Below are 17,873 nucleotides of genomic sequence, written 5' to 3' on the forward strand. Positions count from 1 at the left end.
GGAGGTGTGGAGGCGTCCGCTACCGTGACACCGCCTGTTCGCACCTGATCTGCCGGAGGACCAGTGCCCCTGCTCTACACCATCGGCAAGCTCACCGTGGCGCCCACGCTGCGGTTGGCGTTCCGCCCGACCGTGGAGGGGCTGGAACACGTGCCGGAGACCGGTGGCGCGGTCTTCGCCGGCAACCACCTCTCGGTGGCCGACGAGTTGTTCCTCGGCACTGTCGTGCCCCGGCACCTGGCGTTCTGGGCCAAGTCGGAATATTTCAAGGGCGCCGGCGTGAAGGGTGCGATCTCCAAGTTCGTCCTCACCGGCTTGGGCGCGATCCCGGTCGAGCGGGCCGGTGGCCGGGCGGCGCTGTCCGCGTTCGACGCGGCGATCCCGGCGCTCAAGGGCGGTGACCTGGTGGTGGTCTACCCGGAGGGCACCCGCTCGCCGGACGGCAAGCTCTACCGGGGGCGGACCGGCGCGGCTCGGCTGGCGATCTCGGCCGGTGTGCCGATCATCCCGGTCGGCATGATCGGCACGGACAAGGCGCAGCCGATCGGTGCCCGGGTGCCCCGGCCGGGCACTGCCAAGATCACGGTTCGATTCGGCAAGCCGCTGGACTTCACCGGCCGACCGGACGACCGCACTTCGCTGCGGCAGATGACCGACGAGATGATGAGTGAGATCCAGAAGCTCACCGGCCAGGAGTACGTGCCCCGCTACGCCCCGCCGCGCGCCCAGCCGGACCCGACCCGCGACGCCTGACCCCGCCGGGCGCACCCGGCCCGGCCGCGCGGCCCGAACGCCCGAATGCGGATGGCCGCACCCCGGCCTGGCCGGGGTGCGGCCTCAGCCCCGCTCGGGCTGGACGATCTGGGCGCGCAGGGTGCCCAGCAGGTCGGCACTGTCGGCGACGGAGAGTCGGGTGAACACACCGGTGGCGATGCTGCCGTGGTCGACCGACGTGCAGACGACAACGGCACTGCCGTCGGCGTTACCCACAGCGCACCGTTCGTGCCGGCCCCGCACACCGGTGTCCACGCTCTCCGGGGCAGCCAACGCGTACCGCTTGGTGAGCCGGCTGATCTCGGCCTCCGCGTCCGACTCCGGGCTCAGCCGGAAGCCGGTGCCGCCGAAGACGGTCACCCGCTTGCCGCTCGTCGTGGCGTAGACGCCGGCGAACGTGTCCTCGGCCAGCCAGTGCTCCTTGCGTACCTCGTTCTCCAACTTCTGCGCGGCCTCGGTGCTGCGGCTGTCCTGCCGCAGGCTGAGGTCGTCCACCTGGACGGGCAGGGCCGCGCGTGCCGGGTACTGGGCCGAGATCGGGAACCCGTAGTAGGCGGGGCAGCCACAACAGCAGGCCAGGCTGAGCAGCAGCAGCCACGGCCAGCGGCGTCGTCGGCGGACCGGTACCGGCACGTACCCCTTGGGGGCCTGCCACCCGGGCGGCGGCGCTGGCGGTGGCGCGGTGGATCGCCGGCCCCGGCGCTGCTTCGGCACCTTCGGCGGCGCGGGTGGCGACATCGGCCGGGCCGGCACCACGGGTCCGATGGCCCGGGGTGCGCTCGGGGCGGCCGGCGGCGGCACCGGGTGCGGCCCGGCCGGGGCAGCGGGGGGCCCGGACCACTGCCTGGTGTCCCTCGCTGGGGCCGGGGGAGCGGGCGGCCCGGACCACTGCCTGGTGTCCGGCGGCGACGGATACGACATCGTGGGGGGCAGCGGGGGCAGTTCGGCGGAGGGCAGATCCCAGCCGCCGGTGTCCACGCCGGCCCACGGGTCGACCGGAGTCTGGTGCTCCGGCGGCCCGACGGCCACCGGCGGGGGAGGGGTTGGCTCGGCCGACTCGCCCCAGGCGGGTCGGCGAGGCAGCGGCGGTGGCACCGGGGCCGAACCGCTCCACCTGGGCGCCGGGACCTCCGCGGTCGCGGCAGGCTCCGGCTGGTCCGGGGGTTCCGGCTGGTCCGAGGGTTCCGGCTGGTCCGGGGGTTCCGGCTGGTCCGAGGGTACGGGTGGGGAGGTCGGCTCGTCGGCGACCGCCGGGTCCCGCTCCGGCTCAGCGCCCGGGTTGCTCCCGTCGGCCGGCCGTGCTCCCGGCTGGGGCTCCGGCATCGCGGCAATCTCCTCTCGCGCCGAACCGAGGTTAATACCGTGCCGCCACCATCGCCGATCGGGCGTGCGCGCGATCCCCGCCGGACGAACGCGTACCCTTGGGCATCATGAGTGCCCCGTCCACGACGCCGCGCGCGGCCGCGACCAACTCTCGCGACGACTCCAGCTCGGCCCGTCAGACGCCGCGCCGCGACCTGGAGCCGTCGGTCTGGCCCCAGCTCGAGCCGCTGCTACCCCAGATCTCCAAGCCCATCCAGTACGTCGGCGGCGAGTTGGGTGCGGTCACGAAGGAGTGGGACGCGGCGACCGTGCGCTGGGCGCTGATGTATCCCGACGCCTACGAGGTGGGCCTGCCCAACCAGGGCGTGCAGATCCTCTACGAGGTGCTCAACGAGCTGCCCGACACCCTCGCCGAGCGGACGTACGCGGTCTGGCCGGACCTGGAGACGCTGATGCGCACGCACGGCGTGCCGCAGTTCACCGTCGACGCGCACCGGGCGGTGCGCGGGTTCGACGTGTTCGGCATCTCCTTCTCCACCGAGCTGGGTTACACGAACATGCTCACCGCGATCGACCTGGCCGGCATTCCGATGCTGGCCGCCGACCGCACCGACGCCGACCCGGTGATCGTGGCCGGTGGGCACGCCGCGTTCAACCCGGAGCCGATCGCCGACTTCATCGACGCCGCTGTGCTCGGCGACGGCGAGGAGGCGGTCCTGGAGATCACCGCGATCGTCCGGGAGTGGAAGGCCGAGGGCTCCCCGGGCGGCCGCGACGAGCTGCTGCTGCGGCTGGCCCGCACCGAGAGCGTCTACGTGCCGCGCTTCTACGACGTCGACTACCTGCCGGACGGCCGGATCCAGCGGGTCGTACCGAACCGGGCGGACGTGCCGTTCCGGGTGCACAAGCGCACGACGATGGACCTGGACGCCTGGCCGTACCCGAAGAAGCCCCTCGTTCCGCTGGCCGAGACGGTGCACGAGCGGTACGCGGTGGAGATCTTCCGGGGCTGCACCCGGGGTTGCCGGTTCTGCCAGGCCGGGATGATCACCCGTCCGGTGCGGGAACGGTCGATCACCACCGTCGCGCAGATGGTCCGCGAGGGCCTGGAGTTCTCCGGCTTCTCCGAGGTCGGCCTGCTGTCGCTCTCCTCGGCGGACCACTCCGAGATCGGCGACATGTGCTCGGGCCTCGCCCAGCAGTACGAGGGCACCAACGTCTCGCTGTCGCTGCCCTCGACCCGGGTGGACGCCTTCAACATCGACCTCGCGCAGGAGCTGTCCCGCAACGGGCGGCGCACCGGTCTGACCTTCGCCCCGGAGGGCGGGTCGGAGCGGATCCGCAAGGTCATCAACAAGATGGTGTCGAAGGAAGACCTGATCCGTACCGTCGTCACCGCGTACACCAACGGCTGGCGGCAGGTGAAGCTCTACTTCATGTGTGGCCTGCCCACCGAGACCGACGAGGACGTCCTCGAGATCGCCGAGATGGCCCACGAGGTGATCCGGGCCGGCCGGGCCGCGACCGGCTCCAAGGACATCCGCTGTACGGTCTCCATCGGCGGGTTCGTGCCGAAGCCGCACACCCCGTTCCAGTGGGCCGCGATGGACCGTCCGGAGGTCATCGACCACCGGCTCAAGATCCTCAAGCAGGCCATCAACGCGGACCGCTCGCTGGGTCGGGCCATCGGCTACCGGTACCACGACGGCGAGCCGTCGCTCATCGAAGGGCTGCTCTCCAGGGGTGACCGCCGTGTCGGTTCGGTCATCCGCAAGGTCTGGGAGAACGGCGGCCGGTTCGACGGGTGGAGCGAGCACTTCTCGTATCAGCGCTGGGTGGACGCGGCGGCCGAGACGCTGCCCGCCTTCGGGGTGGACCTCGACTGGTACACCACCCGTCAGCGCGACGAGCTGGAGGTCCTGCCCTGGGACCACCTCGACTCGGGCCTGGACAAGGACTGGCTCTGGCAGGACTGGCAGGATTCGTTCAGCGAGTTCGAGCAGGACGACTGCCGGTGGACGCCCTGCTTCGACTGCGGCGTCTGCCCATCGATGGACACCGAGATCCAGATCGGCCCCACCGGCAAGAAGCTGCTGCCGCTCACCCCGCTGGGCGGCAACGGCATGAAGGTCCCGTCGGGCCACTCGCACTCGCACCCCTGACCGGGTTGCCCGCGGGCAGCGCCGGCTGGCGGTGACCCACCACCCTCCACATCCGACATGTCACCCAACGGGTCCGCGTCTCGCGGGCCCGTTGGCGTTGTCCGGGGGCCTGCCGCGCTGCGGCCGGACACCGGACCTTCCGTGATATCGGCCGCCATCTGTACCACGTGCTGGTGGCTGGGGCTGCCCCGACTAGGTCAGACTCGATACGCTGCGTCTGACATGGACCGACCCGGCGGGTCGGGGACGGGGGAGGAATCGCATGGGGAGCATCCCGCCGCCGAGCATCGGCGATCTGCAAGTCAGCGTCGAGGACCTGGACGCCGCCGCCACGTACGTCGAGCGGCTCAGGCAGTACATCGACGACACCATCAAGTACGAGATGGAACGCATCAAGGAGCGGATGAAGGGCGACAGCAACAACGCCCAGACCGTCCCTAACGGCACCCCGTTCGGCGCGTACGAGGATGCCCGCATGCAGTGGCGGGCCCTGGAAACCTCCACGGCGAACATGGAAGCGCACCTCACGACGCTCTCCCAGAAGCTCGCCGCGCTGAAGGAGGGCACCGAGGATATCGCCAAGGCGTTCCGCGACACCGAGGCGCGCAACGGCGCCAACGGCAAGGAGATCGAGCGGCTGCTGGAGTCGGCGGCGCCGCCGCCCACCGCCAGCGGCGCACCCACCTACCCGTACACGGCCTGAGGGGGACGTCATGGCTGGAGGAACCTGGGAGCGGTGCGTCCGCGAGGTGACGCTCTCCGCGGACCCGGAAACGGTCGGATCGGTCGGAGCGGGCTGGAGCAACCTCTCCAGCGGCCTGCAACAACTGCGCGACGCGCTCGTCGGGCGCTCGTTCGTCGGCCCGATCGCGACGGGCCAGGAACGCCCGCACGTCGGCGGTCTGCCCGGGATGCTCGCCGGTTGGAAGGGCAGCGGTGGTGACGCGTACCGCGAGCACCTGGGCAAGATCGGCAAGCAGATCGAGGATCTGATCACCGACGCGACGAACGTCAGTGGCGCGTTGACGCGGATCGAGGGCGACATCCGCAAGTCGGTCTCCACGATCCCGATCCCACTGATGGACGACTTCGGGTTCAACGAGTGGAGCCTGCCCAACGGCACCGAGCTCGACGATGCCCGCGACGGCGAGAGTTCGTCGGGGTTCCTCGCCGCGCTCCGCAAGGACTACCAGAGCAACCCCGGCTCGTACGCCGACGGCGCGTTCCGTGACAAGGCCGACGACCTGGAAGCGACGATGAAGGTCGACGGCCAGGCCGGTGACCAGAAGCGGGGCGGCTGGTGGGACACCGGAGCCCACCTGGACAACTGGTACCGGGACAATCAGAACGCGGCGAACAGCGCGATGGCCCCGCTGCCCCAGGCGGTCTACACGGAGCGCCCCAAGCTCACCGTCAACGGCCCGGATGCCGGAACCGAGGTCAACGACATCACCCGTGACACCCGGGTTCCGCCAACGGGGCGACCCGACACCGGTGGTGGCGACTTCGGCGGGAAGCCCGACATCGGTGGTGGCGGCCCCACGATCGGCAGCAGGCCGCCCGGCATCGGCGACACTGGCGGTCCGACGTCCACGGTGGACCCGTTCTCCCCGACCAAGCCCGGTGGGATCGGCGATGGCTCGCCCACCGGCGGCACCGGCCAGCTCACACCCCCGTCGACGGGCTCCAGCTACCCGGGTTACTCGGACGGCGATGCCGGCTACAGCAGCGGTCTGGCTGGCGCCACCCCGGGTGGCGTCGGTGGCTTGGGTGGTGGCATCGGCGGCGGCGGGGTAGGCAGCGCCGGTCTCGGTGGCGCCGGCGGTGGGTTCGGAGGCGGTGCCGGCGTCGGCTCGGCCGGTGGGATCGGTGCCGGCGGTGGCCTGGGCGGCGGTGCCGGGATCGGCGTGGGCGGCATCCCCGGCATGGTGGGTGGCGGCAACGGAAAGCTGCCGCCGATGACGAGCGCGGCGAACGCCTTGCGTACCGCCCAGGCCGCCGGCGGCGCCGGGATGGCGGGCGGCGCGCGTGGTGCGGGCGTCGGCGGCGCCGGAATGATGGGCGGCGGCATGATGGGCGGCGCGGGCGGCGCCGGGCACGGCGGTGGTACCGGCTCCGAGCACTCGTCGTGGTTGACTGAGGATGACGATCCGTGGGGTCCTGGTGACGGGGCGTCCCCGGGTGTCCTTCGATGAGGATGGACGGATGAGGGTGAACGTCGGAAGCCTCCGGTCTGTGACCGCCTGCCTGTTGGCGGGGCTCCTGGTGGTGGGGGCCGCTCAACCGGCGGCAGCCGCGCCCCGGCGGGCCGAGCAGTGGTATCTGGACGAGTTCCGGATCGACCAGGTGCACAAGATCTCGACCGGGCGGGGCGTGGTCGTGGCCGTGCTCGACAGTGGCGTCGAGGCCAGCCATCCGGACCTGCGCGGTCAGGTGCTTGCCGGTGGTCGTAGCTACGGCACCTCCGGCGACGGCCGGTCCGACGACGACGGACACGGCACGCACATAGCCGGCATCATCGCGGCGAAATCCAGCGGCGACGGGGTGGTCGGCATCGCCCCCGGTGTGAAGATCCTGCCCATCAAGATGCGCAAGGACGACGGGGTCTACAGCGGCGCGGGGATCGCCCGGGGCATCCGGATGGCCGTCGACGGCGGCGCCAAGGTGATCAACATTTCCATTAGTGGCCCGGGCCTCGCCAAACCGGTGGAGCGGGACGCGATCAAGTACGCGTTGGACCGTGACGTCGTGGTGATCGCCTCCGCCGGTAACACCGCCAAGGGCCACGTCGCGGTCGGAACCCCGGCCAACACCCCCGGTGTGGTCGCGGTGACCGGGACGACAAAGGGCGGAGCCTTCTGGTCCGGCTCCGTCCAGGGGCCGGAGGCGGTGGTCGCCGCTCCCGGCGACAGCGTCTACAACGTCACGAACGAGGGTGGCTACGGCTGGGGTGACGGCACCTCCGACTCCGGTGCGATCGTCTCCGGTCTGGCCGCGCTGATCCGGTCGAAGTATCCGGATCTCAAGGCTCCGAGCGTGATCAACCGGATCATCCGGACCGCGCGGGACGCGGGCCCGTCCGGCCGAGATCCGCAGTACGGCTTCGGGGTGATCGACCCGATGAAGGCGCTGACCGCGAACGTGCCGGCGGTCACCGCCAACCCGCTGCTCGACCCGGCCGCGGCGCCGGTCGACCCGGGCTCGACTGCCCGTGCCGCCGGCCCGGACGAGGAGTTCGACGTCACCCAGCACGGCGATCGCGGCGGCCCGACCGACCAGCAGGTCATGGTGGTGGGCATCGGGATCGCCGTGGTGCTGGTGTTGCTGTTGGGGCTGGCGGTGTTCCTCATCTGGAACCGCCGGCGGTACCGGCGGGAGGCGGCCCGGGCCGCCGACATCCCGGACGAGGCGTTGGACCAGGCGCTCTCTGGTGCCTACCCGTCGCCGGGCGCGGGTTACGCCCCGACGTCCGGCTACCCGCCAGCCCCCGGGTACGCCCCATCCGCCGGGTACGCCGCTCCCCCCCCCGGCCAGGGCCCGCCCTCCGGCTACGGCCCGCCTCCCGGTTACGCACCGCCTCCCGGTTACGGCCCGCCGGGCGGCCCGCCGCCCGCCCCGCCGCAGGAGCGGTAACCGGTCCTGATCGTGGTGGCCGGCTGGTGACTCTTGCGGGTCACCAGCCGGCCATCGGGCTTCTCCGGCCGGTGGTCACGACCCGTACGACCATTTCGCACCCGTCTGTCGGGCCAATCGGCCCGCCCCGGCTGCGTACCGTCACGAGCCCTGCGCCAGGATGGGCGGACACGCAGGTACACCCGAGGAGCCCACGATCGCCAGAAAGCCTCAACCCGAGGGCGGCCAGGCACCGGTCGTCCAGCGCGTCCGCATCCGGTACGCCAAGCGTGGACCGCTGCGATTCACCTCGCACCGGGACTTCGCCCGGGCGTTCGAGCGCGCGCTACGCCGGGCCGCCGTGCCGGTCGCCTTCTCCCAGGGTTTCCACCCGCACCCGAAGATCTCCTACGCCAGCGCCGCGCCCACCGGGGTGGCGAGCGAGGCGGAGTACCTGGAAATCGCCCTTCAGGCGGCCGTCGACCCGGCGGCCTTGCGCGCCGCGTTGGACGCCGCGCTCTCGCCGGGGCTGGACGTCCTGGACGCCGTGATCGCCGAAGGGGGCAACCTGCCGGACCGGATCGAGGCGTCGCACTGGCACATCGAGTTGCCTGAGGTCGACACGGCGGTGCTGCGCGCTGCGGTGGACGCCTTCGTGGCGGCCGAGGAGGTGCTGGTCGAGCGGATGACCAAGCAGGGTCGACGCACTTTCGACGCCCGAGCCGCGGTGATATCGATCGATGTCCAACTGCCTTCGCCGACGCCTTCCGGGGCACCGGCCGTACCGTGTGCGATACTCGAACTGGTCGTGCGGCAGGTCACCCCGTCCGTACGGCCCGATGACGTCCTTTCCGGCCTCCGCGTGGTGGCCGACCTGGAGCCGCCGGTTTCGCCGAGGGTGACCCGGCTGGCTCAGGGCACGTTGACCGCGCAGGGTGCGATCGTGGATCCGTTGGATGCGGACCGCGACGGGGCAGCCATCGTTGGGCACTGACCGACGGTCGGTGTTCTGGCAGGCAGACTTCGGCGGTCGCGCACCACGCGCGCCCGGCGGAAACACTTTTGCGGCGACCCTGCGTGGCAGCGCTCACCCGCGCCCGGGCTAGCCAGAACTGGAGAACGTCCATGCTCGAGAACGAGCCCGAGGGCGGCGAACGGACCGGTTCACAGCCGGCCGGTGCAACCGCCGACCAGAGCACCACGGCCGACGGTGCCGCCGTCGAGACCTCCACCACGGCCGTCGGTTCGGCCCCGGTGGAACCGGCCGGCGCGGAGAGCGCTCCCGCTGAGGCCGCCGAACCGGCCGCGCCAGCGCGGCGCACCCGGGCGACCCGTCGTCGGGCCGCCCCGCTCAACCAGCCGGAGCAGACCGACGCCCCGATCGAGGCGCCCACCGGTGGCGCCGGCAACGTCGAGTCGCCGCAGGCGGAGGTCTTCGCCCCGGTCTCCGGCGACCTGGACGTCGCACCGAAGACTCCCCGGCGCCGCCGCAAGGCCACCCCCGTCGAGACGACAGCCGAGGAGCCGTTGGTCGCCGCCTCCGCGGAGGCGGCCTCGGCCGAGGTGGTGCCGCCGGTCAAGGTGACCCGTACCCGGCGCAAGAAGGCCACACCGGCTGCCGTCGAACAGCCGCCCGCCACCGAACAGCCGACCGCCGCCGACGAGTCGCCCGCGGTCGAGGAGCCGGTCGTCGAGGAGCCGGACGTCGCCGAGGAGCCGGCGGAGTCCGACCTGCGCGAGGCCGAGGCCGAGTTGAACGACTCCCCGGCCCTTCCGAGCACGTCCGCCGCCGAGCTGGCCTGGAGCAGCGGCGCGCAGGAGCGCTCCGGCGAGGTGTCACCTGGTGTGGCCGTCTCCGGTGTGACGGATGAGCCGAACGAGCCGGCCGAGGTCGAGCCGGAGCAGCCGCGTACCCGTCGTCGGCGCGCTGCGCTCTCCGCGCCCACAGTGCTGTTCATGGCACCCCAGCCGGACGCCGTGCCGGTGACCCGACCGGTGGAGCCCGCCGCGGCGACCGAGGAGCCGGCCGTCGAGGAAGCCGCCGAGCCGTCCCGCCGCCGTCGGCGTGGTCGCCGCGAGGTCGAGCCGGTGGAGCCGATCGAGGCCATCGAGGCCGAAGAGGAGCCGACCGAGGAGGCCGACGAGGCCGCCGAGGCGGATGAGGACGACGAGGACAGCGCCGCCGCGCGCCGTCGCCGCCGACGTGGTCGCCGGGGCCGGGGCCGGGGCAAGGGCGGGGCCGACGACGCCGAGGACGAGGAGTCCGAGGAGGCGGCGCAGGCCGACGAGGAAGAGACCGCCGAGGCCGAAGCCGAGGGCGACGAGGACGAGGAGTCCGAGGGCGGGGACGGCCTGACCCGTCGTCGTCGCCGCCGTCGCCGTCGTGGCGCCGGTGACACCGAGGGCGCGGCGGACGACGGCGTGCCGACAGTGGTGAAGATCCGCGAGCCGCGCCGGACCGTCGACGAGGTGCAGGGTGTGTCCGGCTCGACCCGGCTGGAGGCCAAGCGCCAGCGTCGCCGGGACGGTCGGGAGCAGCGCCGTACCCGCCCGCCGATCCTCAGCGAGTCGGAGTTCCTGGCGCGCCGGGAGGCCGTCGACCGGGTGATGGCGGTCCGCCAGCGCGGTGACCGCACCCAGATCGCCGTCCTGGAGGACGGCGTGCTGGTCGAGCACTACGTGACCCGCAACTCCTCCGGGACGATGGCCGGCAACGTCTACCTCGGCAAGGTGCAGAACGTGCTGCCGAGCATGGAGGCCGCGTTCGTCGACGTCGGTCGGGGCCGTAATGCCGTGCTGTACGCCGGTGAGGTCAACTGGGACACCTCCGGGCTGGAGGGGCGGGCCCGCTCGATCGAGCAGGCGCTGCGCTCCGGCGACTCGGTGCTGGTCCAGGTCACCAAGGACCCGATCGGGCACAAGGGCGCACGGCTGACCAGCCACATCGCGCTCTCGGGTCGGCACCTGGTCTACGTGCCCAACGGCAACGCCTCCGGGATCAGCCGCAAGCTGCCGGACAACGAGCGCAAGCGGCTGCGCGACGTGCTCAAGAAGCTGGTCCCGGACGGCGCGGGCGTGATCGTCCGGACGGCCGCCGAGGGCGCCACCGAGGACGAGTTGGCCCGCGACGTCAAGCGGCTCCAGGCGCAGTGGGAGGACATCCAGGCCAAGGCCGCCGAGGGTGGCGCTCCGGTGCTGCTCTACGGGGAGCCCGACCTGGTCATCCGGGTGGTCCGGGACCTGTTCAACGAGGACTTCCGCGAGCTGGTGATCGAGGGCGAGCAGTCGTACGACATGGTCGAGTCGTACCTGTCGCACGTCTCCCCGGACCTGGTCGACCGGGTGCGCCGGCACGTCGGCACGAGCGACGTCTTCGCCGAGTACCGGATCGACGAGCAGATCATCAAGGGCCTGGACCGCAAGGTCTTCCTGCCCTCCGGCGGCTCGCTGGTGATCGACCGCACCGAGGCGATGACTGTCGTCGACGTCAACACCGGCAAGTACACCGGTTCCGGGGGCAACCTGGAGGAGACCGTCACCCGCAACAACCTGGAGGCGGCGGAGGAGATCGTCCGTCAGCTCCGGCTGCGGGACATCGGCGGCATCGTGGTGATCGACTTCATCGACATGGTGCTGGAGTCGAACCGTGAACTGGTGCTGCGCCGACTCACTGAGTGCCTGGGCCGGGACCGCACCAAGCACCAGGTCACCGAGATCACGTCGCTCGGCCTGGTGCAGATGACCCGTAAGCGGATCGGCGCGGGTCTGCTGGAGGCGTTCAGCGAGACCTGCGAGTGCTGCAAGGGCCGAGGCGTCATCATCCACACCGAGCCGGTGCCGGAGAAGCCGCGTCCCGCCGGTGCGGGGGAGAAGGTCAAGGCGGTCGCCTCAGCGGTGGCTCCCGCTCCGGCAGCCGAGCAGGGTGCCACCTCGTCCCGCCGCCGGGCGCGCAAGAACGCCCCGGCCGCGGCCGAGCGGACCGCGGTCGAGGTCGTCGACACCGACACCGCTGCCGAGCCGGGCGCCGACTACCAGGACACCATGGGCTACGACCTGTCCCGCTACGAGTCGGACACCGCCGCCGCGCCGGCGATCTCCGATGCTCAGCAGGGTGAGTCGGCTCGGCTGGCCGCGGCGGACGACCCGGACGCGCTCGCTGACGGTGAGGGCGACGAGGAAACCACCGAGGGCGGTGGCGGTCGTCGCCGGTCGCGTCGCGGTGGCACCCGTCGGCGGACCCGCCCCTGAGCGCCTGACCGGCCACGTGTTTGACGAGGTCCCTCTCCCGGCAAAGTGACGGGGGAGGGACCTCGCCGTTGTGGCCACCCGGCCCTCGATCGGCTGTCCCAGGTCAGGAGAAGAAGATGCGCCGTCTGCTCGCGGTCACCGCGCTGCTCGCCATGCTCTCCGTCGCGGCCGGCTGCTCCACCGGTGGGACCGCCGAGGGCGGTGGCTCGGCGGCCGCCGGCACCCCTGCCGGCCCGACCGGTATGCCGGCCAGCGGCGGTGTGGCGGGCGGCAACGCCACCCAGGTCTGCGCCGCCGCGCAGGAGGCCAGCACCACTGCTGTTCGGACCTACGTGGCTGAGCTGGGTCGGCTGCTCGCGGCGGTGGGCGCCGGGGACAGCCGCACGGCCGAGGCCGCCCGGGGACGGGCCGAGGCGGCGCTGGCGGGCTGGCGGACCGTGCTGCGGGAGCAGTCGGAGCGGACCGACGATCCGCAGCTCAAGACGCTGCTCACCGACCTCGGCACCGAGGTTTCCGCGCTCGGTGCCGACGTCGAGTCGATCGACGAGACCGAACTCGACCGGCTCCAGCAGCGCCTCGACCAGCTCTGCGCGCGCTGACCAGGGCGGGCCGGTTTGGGGTCCGGGCCAGCGATGGCGTACTCTTGCCTGCGGCCCACCTTTGGTGTGCCGAGTTCCCGTGTGCCCGCGCCGCCGTGCACTGCTACCCGGCGAGCCGCTGCGGGAACGACCGCCAGCAGCCTCAACGACAGGGAGTCCGCCTCCGATGTACGCGATCGTCAAGACCGGCGGCAAGCAGTACAAGGTCGCCGAGGGCGACGTGATCGAGGTCGAGAAGCTCACCGGTGCCCCCGGTGACGCGGTGAAGCTCACCGCGGTGCTCCTCGTCGACGGTGACGACCTGGTGACCGACGCGGCGAAGCTTGCCGAGGTCGCGGTGTCCGGCGAAATCGCCGCGCACACCAAGGGCCCGAAGATCCGGATCCACAAGTTCAAGAACAAGACTGGCTACCACAAGCGCCAGGGTCACCGCCAGCCGTTGACCCAGGTCAAGGTGACCGGCATCTCCAGCGGGAAGTAGGTCGTCCTCCAATGGCTCACAAAAAGGGTGCGTCCAGCTCGCGTAACGGTCGTGACTCCGCGGCCCAGCGACTCGGCGTGAAGCGCTTCGGTGGTCAGGTCGTCAGCGCCGGTGAGATCATCATCCGGCAGCGTGGCACCAAGTTCCACCCCGGTGACCTGGTCGGCCGTGGCGGCGACGACACGCTGTTCGCGCTGTCCGCCGGTGCGGTCCTGTTCGGCACCAAGCGCGGTCGCAAGACCGTCAGCATCGTTCCGCAGCAGTAGTTCTCGGGCTAAGCGGGCCGCGGACCTCCGGGTCCCGGCCCGCTTAGCCTTTTTCGCGAAGTGCGAGGTTGGACCTCGCTGGAAGGATTGACGCCGTGGCAACGTTCGTTGACCGGGTCGTTCTGCATCTGCAGGCCGGCGATGGCGGGCACGGTTGTGTCTCGATCCACCGCGAGAAGTTCAAGCCCTTCGGTGGACCGGACGGCGGCAACGGTGGGCACGGGGGCAGCGTGTCCCTGGTGGTCGACCCGCAGGTGACCACGCTGCTCGACTTCCACTTCCACCCGCACGTCAAGGCCGACAACGGCAAGGGCGGCGCTGGCTCGAACCGGGACGGGGCCAACGGCCGTAACCTGGTGCTCAAGGTGCCCAACGGCACAGTGGTGCAGACCTCCGATGGCACAGTGCTGGCCGACATGGTCGGCGCCGGCACCACGTTCGAGGTCGCCCGCGGTGGGCGCGGCGGGCGGGGCAACGCCTCGTTGGCCAACGCCAAGCGCAAGGCGCCCGGCTTCGCGGAGCTGGGGGAGCCCGGCGACCAACTGGACATCGTGCTGGAGCTGAAGAGCGTCGCCGATGTGGGCCTGGTGGGCTTCCCGTCCGCCGGCAAGTCGTCGCTGATCTCGGTGATCTCCGCCGCGAAGCCGAAGATCGCCGACTACCCGTTCACCACCCTGGTGCCCAACCTCGGCGTGGTCCGGATGGACAACCACACCTTCACCGTGGCGGACGTGCCGGGCCTGATCCCCGGCGCGGCCACCGGCAAGGGCCTGGGCCTGGAGTTCCTGCGGCACATCGAGCGCTGCGCGGTGCTGGTGCACGTCATCGACTCGGCGACGCTGGAGCCCGGCCGTGACCCGGTGGCCGACATCGACGCCATCGAGGCCGAGCTGAGCCAGTACGGCGGTCTGGCCGACCGCCCACGGCTGGTCGCCGTCAACAAGGTAGACGTGCCGGACGGCCGGGACCTCGCCGAGATCGTGCGCCCCGACCTGGAGGAGCGCGGTTACCAGGTGTTCGAGGTCTCCGCGGCCACCCGGGAAGGGCTCAAGGAGCTGACCTACGCGATGGCCGAGCTTGTCGACGCGGAGCGTAAGGCCGCCCCGCCCGCCGAGCCGACCCGGATCGTCATCCGCCCGATCGCCGTGGACGACGACGGTTTCACCATCACCGCCGAGGCGGACGGCTCGTTCACGGTGCGCGGCGTGCGGCCGGAGCGCTGGGTCAAGCAGACCAACTTCGACAACGACGAGGCGGTCGGCTACCTGGCTGACCGGCTGGCCCGGCTCGGGGTGGAGGACAAGCTGGCCAAGGCCGGCGCGCAGCCCGGTGATCTGGTCCGGATCGGCGTGCGCGAGTTCGACTGGCAGCCGACCCTCTTCGCCGGTGTGGACTTCGTACCCGGCAACCGGGGCACCGATGTCCGCCTGGAGGAGAAGTCGAACCGGGCCTCCGCCGCGGATCGGCTCGCCGCCCGGAAGGCTCGCCGGGTGCGGTCGGCCGACGATCTGGGCGCGGACGCGTCCGACGACGACATCGACGACGAGGACGACGCCGAGTAGTTCGTTGCGCTCCGTGGTGGGGTTGATTTCCGGAAACCTCCCCGAAATCCACGCCTCCTAGCGTGGGGTGATGCTGATCGAGTCCCGGCCTGGCACCGACCCGGAGATCGCCGCCATGGTCATCGCGCAGCAGCGTGAGCTGCGCGAGGCCGATGGTGGGTTGGACGGGCAGGTCTTCGTTCCCCATGACGACGTCCGCTACCTGGCGGTGGTGGTGAACGGTCGGGCGGTCGCCTGTGGTGGGCTCCAGGCGCTCGATGCCGAGACCGGCGAGGTCAAGCGGATGTACGTCCGACCCGCGTACCGGGGGCGGGGGATCGCTCGTCAGTTGCTCGCCGCGCTGGAGGAGTGCGCGTTCCGGCAGGGGCATTCGGTGGTGTGCCTGGAGACGGGCACCTACCTGCCGGCCGCGATCGCGCTGTACACCTCGTGCGGCTACCAGCAGGTCCCGGTCTACGGCGAGTACGTGTGCAACCCGTACAGCGTCTGTTTCGCCAAGCGGTTGCCGGTCGCGGCCTGACGGCCGCGTCGCCGGTTCAGGCGCCGGTGCTGGCGTGTTCGACGGTCACCGGCTTCGACTCCGGCGAGGCGTGCTGGCGCAGCACGATGCTCAGCAGGATCAGCGCACCGACCGCGAGGAACTCGCTCTGCCAGTTCTGCATGGACTGGAACCAGAAGTCGCTGGTGCCGAGGAACTCCCACGCTCCGATCGGCGGCGCGCCGCTCTGCAGCGCCTGCTCCTGGTTGTAGGCGGCGGTGCCGCCGAGCAGGTGACCGACGAACGAACCGGCGAAGATCAGCAGCAGCGCGAGGGAGAGGCTGTTGCGGTAGATCACCAGCGGCAGGCCGCCGACGCGCACCGGCCAGGGTGACTGCGGGGTCGCCCGGCGCTCGTCGTCCTCCGGGCGGTCGGTCTGGTCCATTGGCTTCGACTCGGCCGAGCCCCGCTGCACCAGGTACGCGGTGAGCAGCACGTACCCGCCCATCTGGAGGAACTCCGACTCCCAGTTCTCGAAGACCGCCTCGGCGAAGTGCCCGGTGGTCAGGTACGCCGGCCAGCTCAGCGGCGCGGCCCCGAACTCGGTCAGCTCCTCGTTGTGGGTCTGCCAACCGAAGACGCTCTGCAACACCAGGAAGACCAGGAACGCCCCCAGCATGGCGATGGCCAGGGCGTTGTCACGCAGCCAACGAGGCATGATCACACCTCCTTCGCGGATCGATTACCCCAGCGGGCGCGACCACGAAACCCAGGTCAGTGCCGGTCGGCGGGGCTGTCCAGGCGTCCGCCGGTGCCGGCCTGGTTCGACAGCAGCAGCCCGAGCGCGAGCATCCCGAAGCCGAGCGCGAGGTGCAGCCAGTTGTCGGCGTCGTTGACCGGCAGGATGTTCGCCCCGCCCTCCGGGTTGACCGCCTCGATCCCCAGGCCGTACAGCCACAGAGCGAGGTAGATCGCGCCACCGGCGGCCAGGAAGACGCGGGCGCCGGCGACGCTGCGGGCCAGCACCAGGCCGGCCAGCCCGAAGAGCAGGTGCACCGCGTTGTGCAGGATCGACACCTGGAACAGCCCGAGCAGGCGGGCGTCCGAGTGGTGCCCGGCGAACCGCAGCTCGCCGTAGTCGGTGGTGATGCCGGGGATGAAGCCGAGGACGCCGATCAGCAGGAAGACCCCGGCCACGACCAGCGCGGCCAGCTGGACCCGGGGTCGGGGACCGGCCGCTCGGCCGCCTCGTGCGTCTCGTGCCATCGCTGCCCCCTCCGTGGATCTGCCGGCCTCGCGAACCTCACTGTCCGCAGCGGCGACGTGACGCAGCCCGACGATCCTCCATTTTGAAGACCAACCGGTGGGCCGCGCAGATAAATGCACGAAGAGGTATGGAAGCCAGAACGCAGGGTAGGTGAATGGTCAGCGGCCGCGGCAACGCGCCGCATCCCCCCAGCACAACCGCTACGACTTTCTGAGCGGAAGGGAAATCATGACTTACGATCTTTCACCTACGTCTTCCACGTACGGGCAGCAGTCGACCAACGGCGGTGGCGTCCGCGACCAGGCGCGCCAGGTCGGGTCGGAGGCCGCGCAGGCCGGTGGCGCGGTCGCCCAGACCGCCAAGGAGCAGGGCACCGAGGTCGGCCGTGAGGCGGCCCGGCAGGCCCGCAACCTGTACGGCGAGGCCCGCAGCCAGCTCGCCAGCCAGACCGGTGAGCAGCAGCGCCGAGCCGCCGGTGGGCTGCGTTCGCTGGCCGACGAGATGCGCTCGATGGCCGAGCAGGGTGGCCAGGCCGGCCCGGTGACCGAGCTGGCCCGCCAGGCGGCCGACCGGGTGCAGGGTGTCGCCGGCTGGCTTGAGCAGCGTGAGCCCGGCGACCTGGTCACCGAGGTACGCGACTACGCGCGGCGTAACCCGGGCACCTTCCTGGTCGGCGCGGCGGTGCTCGGTGTGCTGGCCGGCCGGCTGACCCGTGGCATCTCGGCCGCTGGTGACGACTCCGGCAACGGTTCCTCGACCTTCCGGGGCGCCGGGGCGTACGACCCGGAGCAGACCGCCGTGATCCCGACGCCGCCGCCGGCCCCCCGCGCGGTGCCGGACGCCGTCCCGCCGGGCGGCTACCTCGACCCGACCCCCGGCACGCACACCCCGCCGACGTCCGGTGGCTACGCCGACCAGACGCCCGGTACCTACGCCGACCCGGCGCCCGGCGGCTCCGTCGAGCCCGGCCGGGGCGACTACCCGGAGCACTCCGGCACCGGCCAGCCGCTGCCGCCGGTGACCCAGACCGACCCGCTGCCGGGCGTGCCGTCCAGCGGCAGCCCTCGCCCGTGAGCCGCCGAGTCGTCCGAAGGGAGGCGA

16 protein-coding genes are annotated in these 17,873 nt (G+C 71.7%); 13 read left to right on the top strand and 3 right to left on the bottom strand.

The features are described 5' to 3' along the window. Positions 1-63: 63 nt before the first annotated feature. Positions 64-753 (top strand): lysophospholipid acyltransferase family protein, encoded by a 690-nt coding sequence (locus tag AB0B94_RS17465; protein ID WP_357280310.1) that lies wholly within the window; start codon positions 64-66, stop codon positions 751-753. A gap of 84 nt (positions 754-837) precedes the next feature. On the opposite strand, the gene AB0B94_RS17470 is transcribed toward AB0B94_RS17465, so the two are convergent. After that, on the bottom strand, positions 838-2,097 hold the full coding sequence (locus AB0B94_RS17470; protein ID WP_357280314.1) for a hypothetical protein: 1,260 nt from the start codon (positions 2,095-2,097) through the stop codon (positions 838-840). Positions 2,098-2,204: 107 nt separating this feature from the next. Between AB0B94_RS17470 and AB0B94_RS17475 the strand changes: the two genes are divergently transcribed. From AB0B94_RS17475 to AB0B94_RS17525, 11 genes are all read left to right on the top strand, one after another. After that, the gene (locus AB0B94_RS17475; protein WP_357280317.1) at positions 2,205-4,259 is read left to right on the top strand and encodes a TIGR03960 family B12-binding radical SAM protein; all 2,055 of its coding nucleotides are present in this window, start codon (positions 2,205-2,207) and stop codon (positions 4,257-4,259) included. A gap of 262 nt (positions 4,260-4,521) precedes the next feature. Beyond that, the gene (locus tag AB0B94_RS17480; RefSeq protein ID WP_238670879.1) at positions 4,522-4,962 is read left to right on the top strand and encodes a hypothetical protein; all 441 of its coding nucleotides are present in this window, start codon (positions 4,522-4,524) and stop codon (positions 4,960-4,962) included. Positions 4,963-4,972: 10 nt separating this feature from the next. After that, entirely contained in the window at positions 4,973-6,454 is a 1,482-nt protein-coding gene (locus AB0B94_RS17485) for a hypothetical protein (protein WP_357280322.1), read from the top strand. Between the two features lie 10 nt (positions 6,455-6,464). Continuing rightward, a complete protein-coding gene (gene mycP, locus AB0B94_RS17490) occupies positions 6,465-7,892 on the top strand; it encodes a type VII secretion-associated serine protease mycosin (RefSeq protein ID WP_357280327.1) in 1,428 nt (475 codons plus the stop codon). A 160-nt stretch (positions 7,893-8,052) separates the two neighbouring features. After that, positions 8,053-8,865: a TIGR03936 family radical SAM-associated protein gene (locus AB0B94_RS17495; RefSeq protein ID WP_357280330.1), complete on the top strand. Its 813-nt coding sequence runs from the start codon at positions 8,053-8,055 to the stop codon at positions 8,863-8,865. Between the two features lie 131 nt (positions 8,866-8,996). Beyond that, positions 8,997-12,119, top strand: coding sequence for an Rne/Rng family ribonuclease (locus tag AB0B94_RS17500; RefSeq protein ID WP_357280335.1), 3,123 nt, complete (start codon positions 8,997-8,999; stop codon positions 12,117-12,119). A gap of 116 nt (positions 12,120-12,235) precedes the next feature. After that, positions 12,236-12,718, top strand: coding sequence for a hypothetical protein (locus AB0B94_RS17505; RefSeq protein WP_357280338.1), 483 nt, complete (start codon positions 12,236-12,238; stop codon positions 12,716-12,718). A gap of 166 nt (positions 12,719-12,884) precedes the next feature. Then, positions 12,885-13,199: a 50S ribosomal protein L21 gene (gene rplU, locus AB0B94_RS17510; RefSeq protein WP_007464063.1), complete on the top strand. Its 315-nt coding sequence runs from the start codon at positions 12,885-12,887 to the stop codon at positions 13,197-13,199. Positions 13,200-13,210: 11 nt separating this feature from the next. Beyond that, on the top strand, positions 13,211-13,465 hold the full coding sequence (gene rpmA, locus AB0B94_RS17515; RefSeq protein WP_007464062.1) for a 50S ribosomal protein L27: 255 nt from the start codon (positions 13,211-13,213) through the stop codon (positions 13,463-13,465). A 95-nt stretch (positions 13,466-13,560) separates the two neighbouring features. Beyond that, on the top strand, positions 13,561-15,027 hold the full coding sequence (obgE, locus tag AB0B94_RS17520) for a GTPase ObgE (RefSeq protein ID WP_357280345.1): 1,467 nt from the start codon (positions 13,561-13,563) through the stop codon (positions 15,025-15,027). Between the two features lie 70 nt (positions 15,028-15,097). Then, entirely contained in the window at positions 15,098-15,547 is a 450-nt protein-coding gene (locus AB0B94_RS17525) for a GNAT family N-acetyltransferase (protein WP_357280348.1), read from the top strand. 16 nt (positions 15,548-15,563) lie between these two features. Here AB0B94_RS17525 and AB0B94_RS17530 read toward each other — a convergent pair whose 3' ends face one another. Together AB0B94_RS17530 and AB0B94_RS17535 are read right to left on the bottom strand one after the other, a co-directional pair. After that, complete coding sequence (locus AB0B94_RS17530) at positions 15,564-16,223, bottom strand: DUF6766 family protein (protein WP_357280351.1); 660 nt, start codon at positions 16,221-16,223, stop codon at positions 15,564-15,566. 56 nt (positions 16,224-16,279) lie between these two features. Beyond that, the gene (locus AB0B94_RS17535; RefSeq protein WP_357280356.1) at positions 16,280-16,771 is read right to left on the bottom strand and encodes a DUF4383 domain-containing protein; all 492 of its coding nucleotides are present in this window, start codon (positions 16,769-16,771) and stop codon (positions 16,280-16,282) included. Positions 16,772-17,000: 229 nt separating this feature from the next. Here AB0B94_RS17535 and AB0B94_RS17540 point away from each other — a divergent pair, with 229 nt between their 5' ends. Further along, the gene (locus tag AB0B94_RS17540) at positions 17,001-17,846 is read left to right on the top strand and encodes a hypothetical protein (RefSeq protein ID WP_357280360.1); all 846 of its coding nucleotides are present in this window, start codon (positions 17,001-17,003) and stop codon (positions 17,844-17,846) included. Positions 17,847-17,873: the final 27 nt, after the last annotated feature.

Source organism: Micromonospora sp. NPDC048986, from assembly GCF_040649335.1.
GTDB lineage: Bacteria > Actinomycetota > Actinomycetes > Mycobacteriales > Micromonosporaceae > Micromonospora > Micromonospora alfalfae.